Genomic DNA, 20,142 nt, shown 5'->3' with positions numbered 1-20,142 from the left:
AGTTATAAAAAAATAAAATAAATGTCGATAAAGATTAAAAAAGAAATAGAGGTGGATATATATTGGGTATATTTCAATTTAAGAGTTTACAAGCACGAACATTTTCTACCTTGGTTCCACTTGTACTTATAACGCTGATTTTAATCAGTTTTTTGTCCTATTTTTTTGCCAAGCAGAAGTTGGATGCGGAAATAAGCCAAAATGCTGCTCATTCCTTGTCGAGGGTTAAAGCAGATATTGCAGCTAACGTAGATCGTCATGCTTTACTTGTTTCGATGCTGACTAAGAGTGCGGAACAAGTGGGAACAGAAATGAACATTGAAGATTATGGACGACTCTTTGAACAAGAGCTGACATTAAATGATATGACTTACGGGTTAGGGATTTATTTTGCTAAAGATGCGTATGATCCAGGAGTGACATACCGTTCAATATATGTGCATAGAGATGGTGAGCTAGTCAAGCAATCGACTGAATATGACGATCCACAATATGACTATTTAACGCAGCCTTGGTATACAGAAGCCGTGGAACGTGGTAAAGATATAAATTTCACAGAGCCATTTTATGATAGCAAGCTGAAAATCAATATGATTACTGCGGGGAAAGTATTTTACGACAGAGAGGGAAAACTGTTAGGTGTCATTACAGGCGACCTAAACATGACGAATATCCAAACGTATATTGAAAAAATGAAGTTTGGTACTCAAGGTAGTGCGATCTTGATGGATAAGAACGGAGCTATTCTGTCATCCGGTCTCCCGTCCTTAAAATCAGGCGAGTCGTTAACAAATACGATAAATGCGGAAGCAGCACAAGCTATTCAAAAAGGTACATCTGGACAAGTCTCCGTAGCTATTGATCAAGAGAATTATCGGGTAATGTATGAAACGCTACCACAAACCGGATGGAAAATCGGCGTATTACTGCCAGAATCAGATTTGAATCGCTCTGCGAATGAAATGCTTAAACTGTTACTAATTGTTAGTGTTATAGGCATTTTGCTAATTATGGGAGCGTTATTGATTAATAATTCAGGTATGATCAAAGAGATTAAAAAAATTAGGCAGATGACCAACCGTATGGCTCTTGGGGATTATACCGTTGAACTACCCCATCATCGTAAAGATGAGTTTGGCCAAATGGCTGATGGGATCAATAAGGTGATTGTTGCAACCAGAGGAATGGCATTGCGCTTGAGCGAAGAGTCAGATGTGATCTCAGGCGTATCTTCAAAAATATCCCAAGAGATTTCTGGAGCTACTAAAGATGCGCAGCATAATGCAGGAGAACTGGCACAGGTGAAGGAAGGAGCCGAGCTTCAGTTGACCGCAGCAGCGGAAAGTGCGACTGCGATGGAAGAAATGGCTGTTGGCATACAGCGTATTGCTATGTATCCGAGGCTACCAGTGAGATTGAACATAAAGCACAACAAGGGAATGAACGGTTGAACGTGGTCAGCCAAGGAATGCATAAAGCGAAAATGTCTATGGATGAGGCAGGCAGAGTAGTAAGCTCGTTAAATGAGCGGTCCGCCCAAATTGGCAGTATTATTGGAATGATTCAGGAAATTAGTGGGCAGACCAAGTTGTTGTCGTTGAATGCTTCCATTGAAGCCGCACGTGCTGGGGAGCATGGCCGAGGGTTCGCTGTGGTGGCTTCTGAAATCGGCAAGCTGGCTGTTAACGTAAGCGAGTCTGCGGAGCAAATTACGAGTCGAATCCGAACCATGCAGGAAGAAACCAAATTAGCTTTGGAAGGAATGCAACAGGGGACTCTGGAAATGGATGAAGGAGTATCTATTTTACGTGAGGTGGAAGAACGTTTTATAGCGATGAATCAGGATATTCAGCAGGTGGCAATAGAGGTGCAGGAAGTTTCATCTGCCTCTGAAGAAATGTCGGCAGGCTCAGAAGAAGTTGCAGCCTCTATTGGTTATCTTGCAGATATTGCAAAAGCTTCAGCTGTACGTGCAGGGCAAGCCTCGGAACGCTCTGAACGGCAGCTAAAGGATCTGGAAGGTCTGGACAGCTCCGCCAAGTCGCTTACAGGTGTCTCTGATACGCTTAATCAGGTCGTATCCCGTTTTCGTGTGTGATATCTTCTTTTAAAATAAAAGCCGTGCATAAAAAGACGCCGTTCCATGTAAGAGGATACTTACACGCTTGTCTAGAAGTCTGAGCGTGTTGATCCATAACTAACATGGAGCGGCGTTTTAAAATTGAAAAACAGATATCAATCTGGTGTTTTTTCAGTTAAAGGTTCCTGCGTTTTATCGTTCGACCAGCCGAGCACATCAACCAGCTTGAAGAACAAACTCAGGATAATACCGATGATTGTCGCCAATGCCATACCTTTCAAGGTGACAGCACCCCAAGTGAGCGTAGTACCACTGATTCCCACAACAAGCACGATAGTAGCGAGCAGCATGTTGGTTGGCTTGGCGAAATCAACTTTTTGCTCAACGAAGATTCTAAGACCAGAGGCAGCGATCACACCGAATAATAGTAAGGATACGCCACCCATAACTGGAGATGGAATATTAGAAACAATCGCTGAGAACGTACCCGAGAAGGACAACAGGATGGCAATAACAGCCGCTCCGCCAATAACCCATACAGAGTACACTTTAGTTAATGCCATAACACCGATATTTTCACCATAAGTCGTATTAGGTGTAGAACCTACAAAACCGGAAATGACAGTAGAAATCCCGTTACCCAGCAGAGAGCGATGGAGACCAGGATCTTTGGACAGCTCACGTCCGACGATGTTGCTAGTCACAAGCAAGTGACCAATGTGCTCTACAATGACGACCAGAGCAACTGGAAGAATCGTTAGCATAGCCGAGGCATTAAAGGTTGGAGTAGTAATTGCGGGATGGGCGAACAAAGGAGCGTCCGCAATGGCCTGTGTATTGACCATGCCCATGAAATAAGCAAGCACATAGCCCACCACGATACCGATTAGAATATGAATGATTTTGGCAAACCCGCGAAACAAAACCGCACCCAGAACAGTAACACCGAGCGTAACGAGGGAAAGGGTGATCGTTTTGGGATCTGGCGTCCAGGCTTTAGTAGGATCGGCATTAATAATGCCTGCCATGCCTGCAGCAACCGGAACTAGTTCCAGACCAATTAAGGCTACGATCGATCCCATGACAGCCGGTGGAAAAACGATATCCAGCCAACGTGTCCCGGCATACTTGATTACCAGTGCGACGAGACAGAAAATAATACCTGTAGCGATGAAAGCACCCAGGGCCATTGCATAGCCACTGCTGCCAGGATTACTTTTAAGCACAAGACTGACGGGAGCGATAAAAGCGAAGCTGGAGCCGAGATAGGCAGGAATTTTGCCACGGCAGATCCATATGTACAACAATGTTCCGATACCGTTCATGAGCAAAATCATGCCGGGATCGACGCCGAAAATATTGGGCACCAGCACGGTGCTGCCAAACATGGCAAACAAATGCTGTACGCTGAGCAGGATCCCAGGTCCTGCTGGAAGCTTTTCATTAACTTGAATTTCGCGTTGCAACGCAGTTCACTCCTTAGTTCTTTCAATTATTCTTATATACATTAATTACTTTTCGTAATTTTTTCAATATAATTCGTTTCATTTCGACAACAATTCTGATTTTACTTATCCATGTGTGACAAAATAATGCGACAGTGCCGAACCTGTAATAGTTGACGTGTGGCGTGCTAAGCGTCATAATTGTAGGAAATCACTTTTAAAAGGGAACCTTTGCGCGACATTGATCGGCGGGTTCCATTTTGCATAGAAAGGACACGGAATAGAGCAGAATGGGGATAGAGCAATTACTTAAAAAGGCCGGGGCCTATACCAGAGAAGCAGATCTTATCCGCATCAGGGACGCCTATGATTTTGCCGAGCAGGCCCATTCCGGCCAGACTCGTAAGTCCGGTGAACCTTATATTCTGCATCCGCTTGCGGTTGCTGATATCGTCGTTAATATGCAGATGGATACCATCTCCATTATCGCCGCTCTTTTACATGACGTTGTGGAGGATACGACGGTGTCTTTGGCGCAGATTCGCGAGCATTTTGGCGATACATGTGCGATGCTTGTCGATGGTTTGACGAAGCTGGAGCGTATCCAGTTCCGTTCCAAGGAAGAACAGCAGAACGAAAATTATCGAAAAATGTTTATTGCTATGGCGCAGGACATTCGTGTTATCGTCATTAAGCTGGCAGATCGTCTGCACAACATGCGTACCCTGAAATATCAATCGGAAGAAAGCCAGCGTCGAATCGCTTATGAAACGTTGGAAATTTTCTGTCCGATTGCAAACCGATTGGGTATTTCAGCGATTAAATGGGAAATGGAAGACATTGCTTTGCGCTATCTGAATCCTCAGCAGTATTATCGCATTGCTAATTTGATGCATAAGAAGCGGGCAGAGCGCGAGCAATTTATTGATAATGTCATACAGCGTATCAGAGAGAAGCTGGAAGAGATGGGTATTCAGGCTGATTTGTCTGGACGTCCTAAACATATTTACAGTGTGTTTAAAAAGATGACGACGAAAAACAAGCAATTCAATGAAATATACGATTTGCTGGCGATTCGAATTATTGTGGATAACATTAAAGATTGTTATGCCACACTGGGGATTATCCATACGTTGTGGAAACCGATGCCAGGGCGGTTTAAGGATTATATCGCCATGCCTAAGGCTAATATGTATCAGTCCCTCCATACGACCGTAGTAGGTCCTAATGGAGAGCCTACAGAAGTACAAATTCGCACAGTGGATATGCATCGCACTGCTGAATTCGGGATTGCCGCCCATTGGGCCTATAAAGAAAACAACGGGGCAAATAACACAAACTTTGAGGACAAAATCACCTTTTTCCGAGAAATTCTGGAGTTGCAAAACGAGGCGAAGGATGCTTCGGAATTTGTGGAATCACTCAAAATGGACTTTTTCTCAGACCTTGTGTTTGTCTTTACACCTAAGGGAGAAGTCATTGAGTTGCCGGCTGGATCGGTTCCGCTGGACTTTGCTTTCCGTATCCATACCGAAGTTGGAAATCGAACGATTGGCTCTAAGGTAAATGGAAGAATTGTTCCTTTGGATTATCGTCTAAAAACTGGCGATATCGTGGAAATTATGACGTCCAAGCACTCTTATGGACCTAGTCAGGACTGGCTTAAAATTGCTCAGTCCTCTCACGCGCGCAGTAAAATCAAGCAGTGGTTCAAGAAAGAAAAGCGTGAGGAAAATGTAGAAAAAGGCCGCGAAAGCCTGGAACGTGAGCTAAGAAAGCGTGATATTGAGCCATCCGTGTGGATGAGCGAGGACAAACTTCAGGATGTGGCACAAAAGTTCTCTTTTAATGATTCTGAAGATATGCTGTCAGCGATTGGCTTTGGCGGTATAACTGCAGCGCAGGTTTGTACACGTCTGACAGAGAAGCTGCGCAAGGAACAAGAAGAGGCGCGGCTAATTGAACTGACGACCGAGGTCAAGGAGTACAAACCGCAGGGCGAACGGAAAAAAACACCGACCAACGGTGTCAGCGTCAGAGGCGTCGACAATTTGCTCGTTCGCTTTGCACGATGTTGTAATCCCGTACCGGGTGATGACATCATCGGCTACGTAACACGCGGGCGCGGCGTATCTGTGCACCGTACCGATTGCCCGAATATTCCTTCGGGTGTGGGCGAAGATCAGGCGCGCGTGATTGAAGTTGAGTGGGAAGAAGCAGCTGAGGTCAATTATAGCGTCGATATTGAGATTACAGGACATGACCGCAATGGTTTGCTGAACGAGGTGCTCCAGGCCATTTCTGAGAACAAAACTAGCTTCTCGGCCGTGACAGGACGTACAGATAAAAATAAAATGGCAATGATTCACATTACAATTCTTATTCGTAACACGGATCATTTGCATTCTGTTGTCGAACGGATCAAACGGGTGAAGGATGTATACACCGTGCATCGGATTATGCAATAAATTTGTTAGGTGTACACACAGGTTTGTATAGCCTTTGTAATACATCTTGGGCACAAGGCTCATAGATGGCTGTAAGAGCCGTGATACGGCTGTGAGCAACTTTTAAGGGGAAAAGTAAAGGAGTAGCGGATAGGCGATGAAGATCATTATTCAGCGCTGTAAAGACGCTCAGGTAACGGTGAATCAAAAGGTGGTCGGCAAAATCGGAACTGGATTAATGCTGCTGGTTGGTATTGGTCAGGGAGATACGGCAGCCGATGCCGTTTATTTGGCGGATAAAACAGCGGGATTGCGTATATTTGAAGATGCTGAAGGCAAAATGAACGACAGTGTTCTGGATGTCGGCGGGGCCATTCTGTCTGTCTCCCAATTTACGCTGTATGGTGACTGCCGTAAAGGAAGAAGGCCCAACTTTATGGGAGCGGCCAAACCTGAGGAAGCGGAGAAACTGTATGATTTCTTCAACAGTCAGCTTCGAGCCAAGGGCCTGGAGGTCGAGACCGGAATTTTTGGAGCTATGATGGATGTTTCCTTGACCAACTGGGGTCCAGTGACGTTGATTTTGGATAGCGAGCGTTCTTAGGTATCCATTCTTGGTATGATCTGAGAACTTGAGCAGAAGAGAATAAAATAGCCGTTTATAGGGACCCTAATGTCATCCCGGTTGGTGTAGCCATCTGGAAAGCCTTAAGGGTGACAGGAGAGACGAAGCTATGCGTCAGACCCCAAAAATGGACGGATATCGAAGCGCGGTGTTGCTTTATCCTGGGAGTATGCGAGAGGCAATCAGCCTTACCCGTAATGCAGATGCGTTATTACAGCATGTTGCTACAGCTATGGACAAGCCAGGACGCGGTGCCCTGCCACGAAGGTAACAACGGGAATTCATTGGTAAAGCATTAACGACGTGTTGCCTAAAGCGGCTATTAAGAGATTCAAAATAATTATGTAGCAGTAAATCAGGAGGAGCCAATGGCTCCTTTTTCTTTTTCACTGCTGAAAATTGTTATAAACACAGATCGAGCGGGTAATAACAAAGCGTGATAGACAAACAACCCTAACTTTAAACTCGCTCTGAGGATAACCGGAAAGGAGATCTGAACGATAATGAGTAAAATTGCATTTTTGTTGGCTGACCAATTTGAAGATTCTGAAATGAAGGTCCCCTATGATGAGCTGAAAAAGGCTGGACATGAGGCAGATATTATTGGACTGAAGCAAGGTGAAAAAGTGAACGGTAAGCAAGGAAAAGCAAGCTACACTATTGAAAAAGCCATTGCAGATGTGAAATCAAGTGACTATGATGCAGTTGTTATTCCTGGTGGATCATCTCCGGAAAATCTGCGTTTGGATGCAAATGTTCTTAAGTTTGTAACTGAAATGAATGAGTCCAAAAAAACGATTGGCGCTATCTGCCACGGGCCGCAGATTTTGGCTAGTGCCGATTTGCTACAAGGTCGGACGATTACAGCTTATCCTCCATTGAAAGATGACTTGATTAACGCAGGTGCTCATTTCGAGGATCGAGAGGCGGTCGTGGACGGTAACTTTATTACGTCTCGGACCCCTAAGGATGAGCCAGCCTTTGTGCGTGAGTTGTTAAAGGCATTGTAATTTAACCGTGAATGCTTCCGTAAATTTATGCCAGTACAATTCCTATACGAGGAGGATTTGATATGGCTAAACAGATTCAGGCTTATTTTCGCACGGAAGATGAAGCTGAGGGCGCCAGAGCTTCGCTTCAGGCTTATAGAACTGAACATTTGGAAGTAGGTGCTCTGGATGAGGCGCTCGGTCGCGAGACGAGGGTTTTAATTCCGTTGGTCCCCTATAACAATACTGGCTCTGTGAGCACAGGAGGCTCTGCTGGTGCGGTAATTCCAGCCGCAGGGGCTTATGGCGAAAATATTCTACCAGATGCAAAGAATGACGAGGTTAACTATGGCGCAGCCCAAAGGGATCTGAATGAGGATCGGAGCGGAACAACGAATCATGACGGAGGTTTGCTCCGTGCGACAGATGTGTATATTAACGGTGATCATGATGAATTACGGTATGTATTGTCCGCCAAGGTAAATGATGCCGATTATGATGAGATCATTTATAAGCTCCGTTCCAATCGTGCATATGTGGCGCAGCTGGATTAAAAAGGGAGCGAGTGTCACAAGATTGTCGATACACGAGGAAATTAGTCACACTAGAGTGGCTGTAATACAATTGTAATATTCGAAACATCATTCCTTAATATTCGTTGTTTATAATAACAGCATGACCCCCTTTTGATATATCTTTTAGACCTGCGGACCGTTTCCGCAGGTTATTTTCTTTTTATAAGACTTATTTGTCTGATTCTAGGGGGAATGTCTTGACTTTGTCGAAGCAGTTCATTAAAATCATAAAATAATGAAAAATGATTTGATGACGGGACCAAGTACTCCGAACCCACAAGCGCAGAGAGGAATTTCCAGGCTGTAAAAATTCCCTTGATGAGCGGACGAATGACCTCCCCGAGAACAGGCGGCGAACAATGAGGAATCTTTGCTGAGTAATGCATGGCATATGCCAAACACAGCAGACCATCCTGCATAATAGCCGTACTGCGCGTTACGGGCGTTATACGTATGAGCGGAGTCAGTGCAATGCTGACGGACACTGAGTCATTTTTATGCCAGTGGTCTGGGTAAACTCCGGAATGTGGGTGGTACCACGGGTGATTTGTAAACGACAATCCCTCGTCCCTGTTAATAATAACAGGGCGAGGGATTTTTTGTTTTATATTGAAAGTGGAGTAAGTAGAGAGCGCACAAATAAGAAATATAATGACGGGGGGATACGTAAATGGCCTTTCAAAAACCGACGGGAACACAGGATTTGCTGCCAGGCAGTGTAGAAAAATGGCAAGTGGTCGAGGAAAAAGCCCGCGAAATTAGCCGCCGCTTTAATTATCGTGAGATCCGTACACCGATGTTTGAACAAACGAATTTGTTCGTACGGGGTGTGGGTGAAACGACCGATGTGGTGGAAAAGGAAATGTACACTTTTGAGGATAAAGGAAAGCGCAGCATGACTTTGCGCCCAGAGGGAACAGCAGGGGTTGTCCGCTCTTATGTGGAGAACAAACTGTATGGTGAGCCAGATGTGACCAAACTGTATTACATTGGCCCGATGTTCCGGTATGAGCGTCCACAGGCTGGGCGTCAGCGCCAGTTTCATCAATTTGGCATTGAAGCATTCGGGGCGATGGACCCGGCGCTGGATGCAGAAGTTATTGCTTTCGGGTATCAATTCTGCCGAGAGCTGGGCTTAAAAGGAGTACAGGTAGAAATTAACTCGGTTGGTAATGCTGCCAGCCGTGCAGCTTATCGACAGCATTTGGTGGACTTCCTGATGCCCATTAAGGATACGTTGACCAAGGAGAGCCAAGCGCGCATCGAGCGTAATCCATTGCGAGTGCTGGATAGTAAAGACGATCAAGACAAATTTGGCGGGGCACCTTCGATTTTGGATAGTTTGGATGAGGAATCCAGCACTCACTTTGAGAAAGTGAAGCAAAATTTGGATGCGATGGGCGTGGAATATACAGTGAACCCGCGTTTGGTACGGGGGCTGGATTATTATACGCTGACAGCATTCGAGTTCAAAGCCGAAGGAATTGGTGCTATTGACACGATTGGTGGAGGCGGCCGATACAACGGATTGGTTGGAGATCTGGGCGGACCGGATCAGCCGGGCATTGGTTTTGGTATTGGGCTTGAGCGAATTCAGCTGATTTTGGAGCATCAGGGTGTCAAATTGAACGAAGCCAAGCCGTTGGATATCTATATGGTGGCATTGGGTGAGGCGGCAGAAACGGAAGTGACCAAGCAACTGTTCAAGTTGCGTCAAGCTGGATTTTCCGCAGAGCGAGATTATCTGGGGCGCAAAATGAAGGCGCAGATGAAATCGGCAGATCGTTTTAAAGCAAGATATACAGCAATTTTGGGTGACGATGAGCTGGTTAAAGGTGAAATTGCACTGAAAAACATGGAAACCGGCGAGCAGCGTACCGTTAAGTTGGATCAGTTGGTGGAAGAATTAGGATAAAAAACGTGATGTAACATCAGTCAGGGGGAGTTTCCCTCTGGCTGTCCATATAGCATTAACTACTAAACCTAACAGGAGTGTGTATTATGAAAAGGAGTCATCAATGCGGCGCATTGACTCATGCGCATATCGGAGAAACAGTTACATTGAACGGTTGGGTACAGACCCGTCGTGACTTAGGGGGCGTACTTTTTATAGACCTGCGTGACCGTAGCGGAATTGTACAAATCGTGTTTAATCCGGCCTATTCCGGTGACGCACTGCAAATTGCGGACCGTGTTCGCAGTGAATATGTGCTAGAGGTTACTGGTACCGTTGTTAAACGTGATGCAGAAACGATCAATTCGAACCTGCCTACAGGTGAAATTGAAGTGCGTGTCACAGAAATTGAAGTATTGAATGCATCCAAAACACCTCCGTTCTTCATTGAAGATGGCGTAGAAGTAGACGAGTCGCTGCGTTTGAAATACCGTTATCTGGACCTGCGTCGTCCGGAAATGCATCAGACATTGAAACTGCGTTCCAAAGCAGCAAAAGTATTCCGCGACTTCCTGGACGGTGAAGATTTTATTGAAGTGGAAACACCGATTTTGACGAAAAGCTCCCCAGAGGGCGCACGTGACTATCTGGTGCCTAGCCGAGTTCATGAAGGCGAATTTTTTGCCTTGCCGCAATCGCCACAATTGTACAAGCAATTGCTGATGGTGGGCGGCCTGGAGCGCTACTACCAAGTTGCACGTTGTTTCCGTGATGAAGATTTGCGTGCTGACCGCCAGCCTGAATTTACGCAGATCGACATTGAGACTTCCTTCATGCAACAGGATGACTTGCTGCCTATGATGGAGCGTCTTATGGTGAAATTGTTCAAAGAAACAGTTGGGGTAGAACTGGAAACACCGTTCCAACGAATTACACATGCAGAGGCAATGGACAAGTATGGTTCTGACAAGCCTGACCTGCGTTTTGGTCTTGAGCTGATAAATGTTAATGATATCGTGGCAACCAGTGGTGTGAAAGTATTTGCTTCCGTAATTGAAAAGGGTGGCGAAGTTAAAGTCCTTAATGCCAAAGGATGTGGCACGTGGAGCCGTAAGGACATTGATGACCTGGGTCCTTTCGCAGCACGTTATGGAGCAAAGGGCTTGGCTTGGATCCAAGTGAAAGAAGGCGAATTCAAGGGGCCTATCGTTAAATTCTTCACACCGGAAGAAATCGAAGCCTTGAAAGAACGTACGGGAGCCGAAGAAGGCGATCTGTTGCTGTTCTCTGCGGATAATAAAAAAGTAGTTGCTGATGTTTTAGGCGCGCTTCGTCTGAAAATTGGCCGTCATTTGGGGCTCATCGATGATAAGAAATTCAAATTTGCCTGGGTCGTAGACTTCCCGCTTCTGGGCTATGACGAAGAACAAAAACGTTATGTAGCGGAGCACCATCCGTTCACTCGTCCGAAGGAAGAAGACCTGGCCCTCTTGGACACAGATCCAGGTCAAGTTCGTGCTCAGGCCTACGATATCGTGCTGAACGGCTACGAAGTGGGTGGTGGCTCGATGCGTATTTTCAAACGTGAAGTTCAGGAAAAAATGTTCAAAGCGCTCAACCTGCCGCCTGAAGAAGTGAAGGATAAATTCGGTTACCTGCTGGATGCATTTGAATATGGTACGCCTCCACATGGTGGTATTGCCTTCGGTTTTGACCGTCTTGTCATGCTGCTTGCAGGTCGTACAAATCTGCGTGAAACTATTGCATTTCCGAAAACAGCCAGCGCGACAGACCTGCTTATGGATGCACCAGCCGAAGTAGATCAAGCTCAATTGGATCAGCTTCATATTCGTCTTGCTCCGAAGCCTGTTGCTCCTAAAGCTTAAGACAAACGTTGGATTTTGCAAATTGCCATCTGTTGGTATGTAAATAGATTATAGAATGCCGTGAACCCGTTACCCTTTTATGGATAATGGGTTCGTGGTTTGTATGCTGGAGTTCCAGCATAGAGTTTAAACCAGTGAGGGAGGATTACCATATGCTGCATCAATTTTCACGCACGGAACTGGCCATCGGGACGGAAGGTCTGGAGGTTATGAAAAATAGCACGGTAGCTGTATTGGGTATCGGCGGTGTCGGTTCGATTGCAGTGGAAGCGCTGGCGCGAACGGGTGTTGGACGCATTATTTTGATTGATAAGGATGTCGTAGATATTACCAATATTAATCGCCAAATTCATGCGCTGACGACAACAGTAGGTCAAAAAAAGGCTGATCTGATGGTAGAGCGTGTGAAGCTGATTAATCCTGAATGTGAAGCAATTGCACTGAACATGTTCTATACAGAAGAAACATATGAGGAGCTATTCAAGTACGATCTGGATTATGTGCTGGATGCTTCAGATACGATTATTTACAAAGTTCATTTGATTAAAGAATGCTTGAAGCGGGGAATTCCGATGATCTCCAGTATGGGCGCTGCGAATAAAATGGACCCAAGTCGTTTTCAAGTAGCTGATATTTCCAAGACAAGAATGGACCCGATTGCCCGTGTCATCCGCACCAAGCTGCGCAAGGAAGGCATTACCAAAGGCGTCAAGGTTGTATTCTCTGATGAGGAGCCAATGAAGCCGCGCGAAGAAATTACCAAAAAAATTGTACCTGCCAACGCACCTGAAATCCGGAAGGCGAAACAGCCGCCTGCAAGCAATGCTTTTGTACCTCCGGTAGCAGGCTTGATCATGGTGAGTGTGGCTGTGAAGGATCTGTTAGAGCGCGCTGGTGTGTAAGCTGAAAAAGTAGCATGACAGTACATTTATAGATTACAGTAGTATGTATTCACTTTTAAGACCTGTAGTTCTGTGCACCACTTCTTGGTGTCACAGTAGGCTACAGCTCTTTTTGTTTTGAAAAAACGCAGCTTACTGCAAACAGATTGAACAACTTGCTGGAGGGTTTTGGTATGAAGGATGGGCTATGGTCCAGAAGTCTCGGTTTCAAGCCCGAGCATCATTGGAAAAAGGAATTAGCCGCGGGTGCCATTTCTTATTTTTCCGTTGTATACATTATTATGGTTAATGCAACTATCTTGGCAGATGCGGGCATTCCTCTTCAAGGGGCAATGCTCGGGACGCTGCTGACATCGATGATCGGCTGTCTACTGATGGCTTTTGGCGGAAAGTCTCCCATGGTCGTTGTACCAGGGATGGGGATTAACGCCTTTTTCACTTACACGCTCGTACATTCCATGAAGCTGAGCTGGCAGGAAGCGTTGATGGTAGTTGCCGTCACAGGGGTGATATTCGCCATTGTGGCATTTACATCATTGTACAAGCTGATAAGCCAGGCGATTCCCCACAATTTGCAACATGGAATTACGGTGGGCATTGGTTTGTTTTTAACCTTTATCGGCTTGCAAAAAAGCGGGATCGTGATTGCACATCAAACGACTTTTGTGGCTATTGGTCATTTTAATGATCCTAAGGTGATTACAGCCTGTGTAACATTACTGCTCGCTATTGTATTATTTGTGCGTAACGTTCAGGGAGGTTTGCTGATCAGCATTTTAGCAGGAACTGGGCTTGCATACGTACTGGGGGCTGTAGAGCCGGCAAGCACGGTGCGAACCTCTGAAACAGTACGACAGTACGGGCAATTGTTTGGAGAACTTTCTTTTTCAGGCATCGTCTCGGTAGCCTTCTGGATCGCTGTTTTTTTGCTGTTACTGATCGTGCTGTTCGAGAATGTTGGAATGATTACTGCACAGACCAACATGATTGGAAGACCGGATTCTTTTAAGAATAGCTTGCGTGTGTTGGCTGTGACCAATATTTTTGCTGGTATTCTGGGCAGCAGTCCCGCAGTAGCCGCTGCGGAATCGACGGCTGGTATCGCCGCAGGGGGACGTTCGGGAATGACACCGCTGGTAACAGCAATTTTATTCGGAGCGACATTTTTCTTTATTCCACTGTTGGCTTATATTCCTGACAGTGCCATTGCGCCTGTATTGATCATTATCGGGGGCCTAATGGTGCAAAATGTGCGAGAGATGGATTTCAGTGATTTTACCGAATCGTTTCCTGCGTTTCTGATCATGGTGATGATGCCCTTTACTTACAGTATTGTAGATGGGATGGCATTTGGTTTTATTGCATACCCCGTAGCCAAGCTGGCAGCAGGACGGGGCAAGGAAGTGCCTGTCGCATTATATATCATTTCTGTACTGTTTGTGGCTAACTTTGTGCTTCATTCTCTGGTGTAGTAAACTCGAAGATAGGTTGTACTGTACATACCCGCGCAGAGCGCGGGTGTTGTTGTTTGAACAAGAAATGGTCAGACAGGAAGCGAGGTTGATGGTTTATGGAAAAAGAACATCATGGGCGACAAGATGAGCAGGAGGATCGGACGAAGGAAAAGCCGGGGAAAAGGCCGGATAAGGCTGGTATGGGTCGGTTTATCAAACTGATTGCGAGTGCACATCCGCCCAAGGCCATTCTGATCATTGCCCTGATTCTGACCCTGATTCAGACGATTGCTGGTTTAATCGTACCGATGATGACCAAAGGGTTAATTGATGGCTTAACCTTTTCTTCACTGAATCGTATGGTCATTATTGGTCTGCTTGGCGCTTTTGTGCTTCAAGCGGTAGCTTCGGCGGTTTCGATCTATATGTTGAACTATGCCGGGCATAAGATTGTGGCTAATATGCGCAAACGTTTATGGCATAAAATCTTATCTCTACCTATCCCTTACTTTGATCGAAATCGGTCAGGAGATACGATGAGTCGAGTCACCAATGATACAAGCCTGATTATGAACTTAATTACCGAGTATCTAGTTAATCTGATCTCTAATGTAATTGCAATTATTGGTGGTATTGCGTTGTTATTTTATCTGGATTGGGTGATGACGCTCATTATTATGACCATTGTTCCGCTAACAGCCCTGATTTTATTTCCGGTAGGCAGAAAAATGTATCGTATCTCAAAAAAACAGCAGGATGAGATGGCAGATCTGACCTCAGTACTGAGTCAGGTTATCGGCGAAATCAGGCTGGTCAAGGCCTACGGAACGGAAAGCAGAGAGGCACAGGCCGGGGAGGATCGCATTTACCGTATGTTCCGCTTCGGGTTGCAGGAGTCACGTATATTGGCCCTTGTAGGTCCTATTTCTACCTTTTTGCTAACTGCGGTGCTGGTTATTATATTGGGTGTTGGTGGTGTTCGCGTCGCATCGGGTGTACTGACTGCGGGAGATTTGGTGGCTTTTATTTTGCTACTATTTCAGGTGATTACACCGATGGCCCAATTCACGACCTTGTATTCACGTCTGCAAAAGGTGGTTGGAGCCACTGAACGGATTCAGACTATTTTAGATCATGAAGAGGAACCACTTGGATTGAAGCAGGAAGCGGCAAAAGAGAGCAGAGATATTGTATTTCGTGATGTTGCTTTTTCCTATACCGAAGGTGAGGAGGTTCTTCATCATGCAAACCTGGTCATACCGGCTAACCGGACGACAGCATTCGTGGGGCCGAGCGGAAGTGGGAAGTCCACCTTGTTTTCATTGTTGGAACGCTTTTATGTGCCAGATACAGGGGAAATTCGTTACGGAGACGAATCGATATCTTCATATACACTTTCCTCCTGGCGCTCCAAAATTGGTTATGTATCACAGGAAAGCTCAATGATGACCGGAACGGTCAGAGATAATATAACGTATGGTTTAGGGCGCGAAGCTGATTTGGAAGAAGTGAGACGAGCTGCCATGATGGCGTATGCGGATACATTTATTATGGATCTACCTCAAGGCTATGATACGGAGGTAGGGGAGCGGGGAATGAAGCTCTCCGGCGGGCAACGTCAACGGATCGCCATTGCGCGTGCGCTTCTTCGCAGCCCTGACATCCTCATGCTGGATGAGGCTACTTCTAGCCTAGACAGCTCATCCGAGCATGAGGTGCAGAAGGCCTTAGCGAACTTGATGGAAGGACGCACAACGATTGTCATTGCACACCGATTGTCTACAGTGGTCCACTCCGATCAAATTATTGTGTTGGACAAGGGCAATGTAACTGGTGCAGGGACCCATACCGAGTTATTAGAGACGCATCAGGTGTACCGCGAGCTGGCTCAAAAGCAGTTTGTGGAGATGGGAGAAAAGCTCCATACTTTGTGAAAGGGCAGGGAAATGGGCGTATTAGGAAATAAGGTTGGATTTTTGTGGTCAAATGTGTTACGCTTACTTTCCTTTTTTTGTGTCGGAGCAAGTGATAAGATGCAGAAATCGAGACTTGATATTCTTAGGAGGTAACTGAAATGGAGAATAAGTTTCAAAGTGCCTATCAAGAAGAACAGCATAGGCTGTCGCTTGCTATGGAGGAAATTGATCGGAGATTGGAACGGCTTCGCAATACACCGGTTTACACCGGGCATGACTTTACAGAGCAAGTACTGGAATCGGCACGGGAGGAAAAACGCCAGGCTTTGGCCAAAAGCTCGCAAGAGCCTTACTTTGGGCGTATGGATTTTGACGAGCGCGGTAGAGGGCAGCGGAAGCCGCTTTATATCGGTAAAATCGGGGTGGAGCGTGAAGAAACGTCAGCGTATCCGCTGGTGATTGATTGGCGTGCACCGATTGCTAGCTTGTTTTATTCGTTTACAGGTGGTGAAGAAACGGCGTCTTATGAAGCTCCTGAGGGAACTGTCGAAGGCTTGGTGTATCTGAAACGTAACGTTGTCATTCGTAAAAGGATCCTGGAACGGGTAGCGGATACGTACAATCGTGAAAGTGACGAGCCTGCCGTTTCCGATGAGTTTCTCGTTTATCGTTTGGGAGAGAACAAGGATAACCGTTTACGGGATATCGTATCTACCATTCAAGCGGAGCAAGATCAGATCATCCGCGCGGCTAAAAATACAGCCCTCGTTATTCAGGGGGTAGCGGGTAGTGGCAAGACGACCGTAGCGCTGCATCGACTCGCATTTTTGCTATATCAATACAAGGATCAGGTATCGGCAGACAAAATGGTTATTTTTGCACCAAACCATATGTTTCTCGATTATATTTCAGATGTACTTCCAGAGCTGGGGGTCGGAAATATTCAGCAAAGTACATTTGCAGATTGGGCGCTAGGTTTACTGGGGCTGGATTTACCTTTGGCAGATCCTACCGAAACGTTATCTTATTGGTTTGAAAGTGGCGGCTTGAGAACGGAATCTATGGATGAGGCGCCGGGTAGATTTAAGGGGTCGGTTCATTTTATGAAGCTGCTTCAGGATTTTGTGGAACGACTGGAGCCTATCTCAGTGCCTGAGGGCGACTTTTCACCTTGGGATGGTGCGGTGCTTCCCCGAACTGAGATTTTGAATTGGTTCAATGAGGAATATAAGCCCTATCCGCTCGCGAAGCGGAAGGAGCGTGTGCTGGCAAGAGTCCATCGCTGGATTGAGATGGAACTGAAAAAGTCACCTTCGGCGGCTGCGCTCAAGGAACGGAAGAAAAAAGCCGGATCTCGGGAAAAGGCGTATGCTAAAAAATGGCCACAATACGATGCACTGACGCTCTACAAGCAGCTTTTTCAGGCAGCTAAAGGGTTACCCGCAGAGGCCGCTGCGGAAATGAAGGCTTCTTTGCCGGCTTCCATCTTTAAGGCCACACAGTCAGACCTGCGAAGTCAGATCATTCGTGAAGAGGATCTAACTGCGTTAGTATATCTTCACGTGCTGATTCATGAGGTAGAATCATCTCAACGTTTTGACCATGTAGTCATTGATGAAGCGCAGGATTTTTCGCCATTTCATATCGCCTTGCTGGATTTGTTCGTAAAAGGGCATTCCTTTACGATACTGGGCGATTTATCGCAGGGGATTCATGAATATCGTGGTGTACATGCATGGGAGGAAATGAGTTCTCTTTTTGCGCCTGAACAAACGGGGTTTTTTGCACTTACACGGAGTTATAGATCAACTTTGGAAATTATAGAATTTGCAAATACAATTTTGGAGCAGGGAGTACGTGGCGGTATTACAGCGGTTCCGGTATTTCGTAGCGGCGATCCGGTGCGTACCGTGTCTTACGACTCGTCTGTACGTGAGGAGAGTTTGCTCACCGCTTTAAAAGAGCTTTCCTCCAAGGAGTATCGTACTGTTTCTGTGCTGACACGTACCTTAAAAGAAGCTGTAGAGCTGCATGAGGTTTTCACAAGTGCGGGATTGGATGTCCATTTGATTGACGGTGGTAAAAAGCAATATGAAGGCGGCTTGTCTGTACTGCCTGTATATCTGTCCAAAGGTCTGGAGTTCGATGCAGTTATTGTGGCCGATGCCGACCAGGATCATTATGGAGAACGGACATGGGATGCCAAGCTGTTGTATGTAGGATGTACGCGTGCGCTGCATGAGCTGTGGTTATTGCATGACGGTCCACTTCCAAGTTACGTACAGGCGCAAACGGAGTAATTAGAACGCTGTATGTCATGCCAACCAAAGAACAGCCACGAAATTCATTTTTCGTCCCAGGCTGTTCTTTCTTTTTAGTTGAATCACGTGTAGGGCTACAGTTATACCGTGACCAGGCTATCTGCAACTTGTTAACCGATATGGTAGAATAAGAGGCGGTTTATCATCGTTTTAGTGCAGTAGATAAATTGAATTTTCATGTCTTCTAGCTGTATGGACGAACTTGTTTTCAATGAAAAAAGAAAGTGTTCGTTCATAAATGATAAGGAAGTGAATGAAATGGACTTATTTTCATATTCCCAGGAATCAACGCCAAACAATCGGTTGCTTGCAGACCGCTTGCGTCCGACTTCGCTGGATGAATATATTGGACAGGAGCATGTTGTGGGTCCGGGCAAGCTGCTGCGAAGAGCTATAGAGGCTGATCAGGTTTCTTCTATATTGCTCTACGGGCCACCGGGCTGCGGCAAAACGACACTGGCACATATCATTTCTCAACACACACAAGGCGATTTCGTCCGTCTAAATGCAGTAGAAGCCTCTGTGAAGGATGTAAGAGAAGTCATTGACCGTGCACAGACGAATAAATCGATGTATGGCAAAAAGACCATTCTGTTTCTTGACGAGGTACATCGTTTTAACAGTTCACGCCAGGATGCATTGCTGCCTGCGGTGGAAAAGGGGACGATCGTGTTTATTGGCGCCACGACGGAAAACCCTTTTCATTACGTCAACGGCGCTTTAATGAGCCGTTCTACACTGTTCCAGCTTGAAGCGCTAACCCAGGAGCATTCGCTGGCCGCTATGCGCCGCGCCTTGAGCGATGCGGACAAGGGGCTCGGCTATATGCAGCTTCAGGTAGACGAAGCTGCACTGGATCACATCGCGTCCATGGCGAATGGCGATATCCGCCGTGCTTTGAACGCGCTGGAACTGGCGGCGCTCACGACACCTCCACTAGCAGATGGCACAATTCATGTGACGCTGGAAGTGGCAGAGGAATCCATCCGCCGCCCGATTGTCAAGGCAGACGAGTCTACACAGTATGACGTGCTGTCTGCCTTTCACAAAAGCATTCGCGGTTCCAGCGACGCGGCGCTATTCTGGTTCCTGTATGCCGTAGAGAAGCTCGGTATGGACCCGATGACCTTTATTCGCCGCCTTATCGCAGCAAGCAGCGAGGACATTGGCCTGGCGAACCCGCAGGCGATGGTCCAAGCAGTGAGTGCGCTTGAAGCCTACCGCAATAACGGCTGGCCTGAGGCCAAACTGAACATTGCACAGGCCATTTTATTCGCTGTGGAAAGTCCCAAGTCGAATGCCGTATACACGGCGATTTCACGGGCCATGTCGGCCATGGACGATATGAAATCGGCCGAGGTGCCGCTACATCTGCGCGATGCACACTACAAAGGCTCGGAAAAACTCGGCCATGTTGGCTATCAATATCCGCATAATTTTCCGAATCACTATGTAAGGCAGCAATATTTGCCCGATTCGATAGCAGATCAGACCTTTTACCAGGCCACTGAGCAGGGAAATGAGTCTAAAATCAGGCAAAATCAGCGTTGGCGGGATTCACAATCTTAATATATGGGTGACTTTAATATACGGAATGTGTACGATTTG

Annotated in this window: 15 protein-coding genes; 14 read left to right on the top strand and 1 reads right to left on the bottom strand. The window is 46.3% G+C overall.

Features of this window, described 5'->3' with window-relative positions:
• The first annotated feature begins 62 nt into the window (after nt 1–62).
• A complete protein-coding gene (locus tag ACU1JV_RS23915) occupies nt 63–1,451 on the top strand; it encodes a PDC sensor domain-containing protein (protein WP_446724686.1) in 1,389 nt (462 codons plus the stop codon).
• A gap of 2 nt (nt 1,452–1,453) precedes the next feature.
• The gene (locus ACU1JV_RS23910) at nt 1,454–2,098 is read left to right on the top strand and encodes a methyl-accepting chemotaxis protein (protein ID WP_446724689.1); all 645 of its coding nucleotides are present in this window, start codon (nt 1,454–1,456) and stop codon (nt 2,096–2,098) included.
• 137 nt (nt 2,099–2,235) lie between these two features.
• Here ACU1JV_RS23910 and uraA read toward each other — a convergent pair whose 3' ends face one another.
• Nucleotides 2,236–3,546, bottom strand: a complete 1,311-nt coding sequence (gene uraA / locus ACU1JV_RS23905; protein WP_013372635.1) for a uracil permease — start codon at nt 3,544–3,546, stop codon at nt 2,236–2,238.
• A gap of 269 nt (nt 3,547–3,815) precedes the next feature.
• Between uraA and ACU1JV_RS23900 the strand changes: the two genes are divergently transcribed.
• The 12 genes from ACU1JV_RS23900 to ACU1JV_RS23845 all read left to right on the top strand — a co-directional run bounded on the left by ACU1JV_RS23900 (nt 3,816) and on the right by ACU1JV_RS23845 (nt 20,103).
• Entirely contained in the window at nt 3,816–5,993 is a 2,178-nt protein-coding gene (locus tag ACU1JV_RS23900; protein ID WP_413986859.1) for a RelA/SpoT family protein, read from the top strand.
• A 136-nt stretch (nt 5,994–6,129) separates the two neighbouring features.
• Nucleotides 6,130–6,576, top strand: a complete 447-nt coding sequence (dtd, locus tag ACU1JV_RS23895) for a D-aminoacyl-tRNA deacylase (protein WP_013372633.1) — start codon at nt 6,130–6,132, stop codon at nt 6,574–6,576.
• Between the two features lie 130 nt (nt 6,577–6,706).
• Nucleotides 6,707–6,868, top strand: coding sequence for a hypothetical protein (locus tag ACU1JV_RS23890; RefSeq protein WP_013372632.1), 162 nt, complete (start codon nt 6,707–6,709; stop codon nt 6,866–6,868).
• A 232-nt stretch (nt 6,869–7,100) separates the two neighbouring features.
• Complete coding sequence (locus ACU1JV_RS23885; RefSeq protein ID WP_013372630.1) at nt 7,101–7,607, top strand: type 1 glutamine amidotransferase domain-containing protein; 507 nt, start codon at nt 7,101–7,103, stop codon at nt 7,605–7,607.
• Nucleotides 7,608–7,669: 62 nt separating this feature from the next.
• Nucleotides 7,670–8,140, top strand: coding sequence for a hypothetical protein (locus ACU1JV_RS23880; protein WP_058710637.1), 471 nt, complete (start codon nt 7,670–7,672; stop codon nt 8,138–8,140).
• A gap of 691 nt (nt 8,141–8,831) precedes the next feature.
• Nucleotides 8,832–10,076: a histidine--tRNA ligase gene (hisS, locus tag ACU1JV_RS23875; protein WP_013372628.1), complete on the top strand. Its 1,245-nt coding sequence runs from the start codon at nt 8,832–8,834 to the stop codon at nt 10,074–10,076.
• A gap of 86 nt (nt 10,077–10,162) precedes the next feature.
• The gene (gene aspS / locus ACU1JV_RS23870) at nt 10,163–11,941 is read left to right on the top strand and encodes an aspartate--tRNA ligase (RefSeq protein ID WP_413986858.1); all 1,779 of its coding nucleotides are present in this window, start codon (nt 10,163–10,165) and stop codon (nt 11,939–11,941) included.
• Nucleotides 11,942–12,093: 152 nt separating this feature from the next.
• The gene (locus ACU1JV_RS23865) at nt 12,094–12,843 is read left to right on the top strand and encodes a tRNA threonylcarbamoyladenosine dehydratase (RefSeq protein ID WP_013372626.1); all 750 of its coding nucleotides are present in this window, start codon (nt 12,094–12,096) and stop codon (nt 12,841–12,843) included.
• Nucleotides 12,844–13,016: 173 nt separating this feature from the next.
• Nucleotides 13,017–14,315 carry an NCS2 family permease gene (locus tag ACU1JV_RS23860; RefSeq protein ID WP_013372625.1) on the top strand — a complete coding sequence of 433 codons (1,299 nt, stop codon included), beginning with the start codon at nt 13,017–13,019 and terminating at the stop codon, nt 14,313–14,315.
• 98 nt (nt 14,316–14,413) lie between these two features.
• Nucleotides 14,414–16,231, top strand: coding sequence for an ABC transporter ATP-binding protein (locus tag ACU1JV_RS23855; RefSeq protein ID WP_165083064.1), 1,818 nt, complete (start codon nt 14,414–14,416; stop codon nt 16,229–16,231).
• 140 nt (nt 16,232–16,371) lie between these two features.
• Complete coding sequence (locus ACU1JV_RS23850) at nt 16,372–18,513, top strand: HelD family protein (protein ID WP_058830121.1); 2,142 nt, start codon at nt 16,372–16,374, stop codon at nt 18,511–18,513.
• A gap of 279 nt (nt 18,514–18,792) precedes the next feature.
• Entirely contained in the window at nt 18,793–20,103 is a 1,311-nt protein-coding gene (locus ACU1JV_RS23845) for a replication-associated recombination protein A (RefSeq protein ID WP_090738437.1), read from the top strand.
• Nucleotides 20,104–20,142: the final 39 nt, after the last annotated feature.

This window comes from Paenibacillus sp. T2-29, from assembly GCF_052921365.1.
The sequence above is the reverse complement of the archived record's forward strand: the minus strand, read 5'-3'. Positions and strand labels throughout refer to the sequence as shown.

Coding starts and splice junctions, on each gene's coding strand:
- ACU1JV_RS23900 (WP_413986859.1), top strand. CDS start 3,816: ATGGGGATAGAGCAATTACTTAAAAAGGCCGGGGCCTATACCAGAGAA.
- dtd (WP_013372633.1), top strand. CDS start 6,130: ATGAAGATCATTATTCAGCGCTGTAAAGACGCTCAGGTAACGGTGAAT.
- ACU1JV_RS23890 (WP_013372632.1), top strand. CDS start 6,707: ATGCGTCAGACCCCAAAAATGGACGGATATCGAAGCGCGGTGTTGCTT.
- ACU1JV_RS23885 (WP_013372630.1), top strand. CDS start 7,101: ATGAGTAAAATTGCATTTTTGTTGGCTGACCAATTTGAAGATTCTGAA.
- ACU1JV_RS23880 (WP_058710637.1), top strand. CDS start 7,670: ATGGCTAAACAGATTCAGGCTTATTTTCGCACGGAAGATGAAGCTGAG.
- hisS (WP_013372628.1), top strand. CDS start 8,832: ATGGCCTTTCAAAAACCGACGGGAACACAGGATTTGCTGCCAGGCAGT.
- aspS (WP_413986858.1), top strand. CDS start 10,163: ATGAAAAGGAGTCATCAATGCGGCGCATTGACTCATGCGCATATCGGA.
- ACU1JV_RS23865 (WP_013372626.1), top strand. CDS start 12,094: ATGCTGCATCAATTTTCACGCACGGAACTGGCCATCGGGACGGAAGGT.
- ACU1JV_RS23860 (WP_013372625.1), top strand. CDS start 13,017: ATGAAGGATGGGCTATGGTCCAGAAGTCTCGGTTTCAAGCCCGAGCAT.
- ACU1JV_RS23855 (WP_165083064.1), top strand. CDS start 14,414: ATGGAAAAAGAACATCATGGGCGACAAGATGAGCAGGAGGATCGGACG.
- ACU1JV_RS23850 (WP_058830121.1), top strand. CDS start 16,372: ATGGAGAATAAGTTTCAAAGTGCCTATCAAGAAGAACAGCATAGGCTG.
- ACU1JV_RS23845 (WP_090738437.1), top strand. CDS start 18,793: ATGGACTTATTTTCATATTCCCAGGAATCAACGCCAAACAATCGGTTG.